Origin of the sequence: Sphingomonas olei (genome assembly GCF_045369765.1) — a bacterium.
GTDB lineage: Bacteria > Pseudomonadota > Alphaproteobacteria > Sphingomonadales > Sphingomonadaceae > Sphingomonas > Sphingomonas panaciterrae.
On the sequence record NZ_JBIQEU010000056.1, the window covers coordinates 1 to 2,498 of the forward strand.

Genomic DNA, 2,498 nt, shown 5'->3' on the forward strand with positions numbered 1-2,498 from the left:
GCCACCAGTCCGTTCTCCAGCCAAACCCGGCCATTTCGCTTAGGGTGTCATTTCGCCCTCAGCCGGAACCGACCCCTTCCCCGGCCCCCTGGCTCGACGCCGTGTTGATCGGATGGTTCGTGCTGACCGCGATATCGGTCGCTTACGTCGTGTGGGATGCCTTCACCCGCAACCCCGAGTTGCGGGTGATGAAATGGGGGTGGCTGCTGGTCACGCTCTACGGCGGCCCGATCATGGCCGCGGCCTATGTCCTGTCCTGCCAGGAACCGGCGAACGAGCGGCACGAGGACTTCGTTCGGCCGCTCTGGAAGCAGGCGTTCGGGTCGGCCATTCATTGCATGGCGGGTGACGCGACCGGCGTCATCGCCGCGGCCGCGATCACCACGGCACTCGGCCTGCCGATGTGGCAGGACGTGATTGCGGAATATGTGTTCGGCTTCGCGTTCGGGCTGCTGATTTTCCAGGCGCTGTTCATGCGCGACATGGCGGGCGGTTCCTATTGGGGGGCGCTTCGCATGTCGTTCATCCCCGAATGGCTTTCGATGAATGCCGTTATGGCCGGCATGATCCCGACGATGGTGGTGTTGATGAGCCGGGACATGGCTGCGATGCACGCCAACTCGCTTCGCTTTTGGGGCGTCATGTCGCTTGCGACGCTTGTCGGCTTCGCCGTTGCCTACCCTATCAACCTTTGGCTTGTCGGCGTCCGGTTGAAGCACGGCATGGGCACGGTGCGCGTACTCGGGCATGGCGGGCACGAGGTCGCCGCGGACCGGCAATCGGCTACGCCGATGCCGGACATGAAGCACGATGCGATGGCAGGGATGAGCGGCATGGGGACGGGCCCGCGCGTGACCGGACCGCAGATCGTCGCGATGACGGCGCTGACGCTCCTAATGCTTGGCGCGGGCATCATAGTTGCAACGCTGTTCGGCCGATGGGCGATGTAGCATCGCCTCGATCGACGGAGATCGCGACAAGGGGTGATTCCGCGGCGCGCGTATCAGGGGCAGGCGGGGACTCACACGGAGGTAGAGAGATGCACCAGATCAACCCCGACATGAAGGCGTGCATGGACGCCCTGCCACGAATGCCATGTGCCCTGCCTTCACATGGCGATGAACCATTGCCTTAAATGGGTGGCCAGCACGCCGTGCGGCAATTTGTCATTGGCGGTGCCAATTGGCAGGGAGGCCGAGGCTGTCCCGGGAGACCGAAACGCGATTGAAGACGCCGTAGCCAATCGACAGGAACTGGACCGGGCGACACGTGCCATCGCCGTGTTGCCAACGACCTTGAAGGAATCGCTGGTCCTCCTGAGCTGCCCCCTTCTGAGTGGTCCATCGACTATTACAGTCTGGACCAAGGAAGGGACGACGAATGCCTGCGAAGAAGCACAAGCCCGAGGAGATTATCGGGAAGCTACGTGAGGTTGAGATCATGCTGGGTCAGGGCGGCACGACCGCCGAGGCCTGTCGGCGCATCGCGGTCAGCGAGCAGACCTACTACCGCTGGCGCAAGGAATATGGTGGCCTGAAGACCGATCAGGCTCGGCGGATGAAGGATCTGGAAAAGGAGAACCTGCGGCTGCGCCGGGCGATCTCGGATCTGACGCTGGACAAGCTCATCCTGCAGGAGGCAGCCAAGGGAAACTTCTGAGCCCCGCACGGCGTCGGCGCTGCATCGACCAGGTCCGGGAGGTGCTGGATGTATCCGAGCGGCGGGTGTGCCGCGTGCTCGGCCAGCACCGGTCGACGCAGCGCAAGGTGCCGTTCGGGGCAGATGACGAGTTGGCGCTCACCGAGGATATCATCGCCCTTGCCAGGCAGTACGGGCGCTACGGCTATCGCCGGGTGACGGCGCTGCTGCATGCGGCGGGTTGGTCGGTGAACCATAAACGGGTGGAACGGATCTGGCGACGCGAGGGGCTGAAGGTGCCGCAGCGCCAGCCGAAACGCGGCCGGTTATGGCTGAACGATGGCTCGTGCATCCGGTTGCGGCCGGAGTATCCGGGGCATGTCTGGGCTTACGACTTCGTCGAGGAACGCACCCATGACGGACGCAAGTTCCGCATCCTTACCATTATCGACGAGGCGAGCAGGGAGTGCCTGGCACTCGTCGTCGCGCGCCAGCTCAAACACGAAGACGTACTGGCAGCGCTGGCCGAGTTGTTCATCGAGCGTGGTCCGCCCGCGCATATCAGGTCGGACAACGTCCTAGGTCGGGAAGCAGCGGCGGCAAACGGCCAGCAGGTCTCATTGCGCCAATCACGATCAGCGCTGATGTTATTCTGATCCAGATGGCTTCCATCGTCAAGGAAAGCGCTCTCGGCCATAGCAAACACAGGATCCAGCGGCCGCTTCGGTCGTGGTCCTCACCGTCCTTAAAATGAGATGCGGGTGCCGGATGGAAGGCCCGAACATGTGGATCGGCGTGGAAAAGGGACCCCGGTAGCGGGGTGATCGGCGTCGAAAAGGGACCCCTCATCCCGTTGGTCT

1 protein-coding gene and 1 pseudogene are annotated in these 2,498 nt (G+C 63.3%); both read left to right on the top strand.

The features are described from left to right. Window positions 1-101 precede the first annotated feature (101 nt). Complete coding sequence (locus tag ACH0BU_RS17950) at window positions 102-950, top strand: DUF4396 domain-containing protein (RefSeq protein WP_500264465.1); 849 nt, start codon at window positions 102-104, stop codon at window positions 948-950. A gap of 430 nt (window positions 951-1,380) precedes the next feature. Further along, window positions 1,381-2,213: pseudogene (locus ACH0BU_RS17955) on the top strand (IS3 family transposase); the annotation flags it as partial. Window positions 2,214-2,498 lie beyond the last annotated feature (285 nt).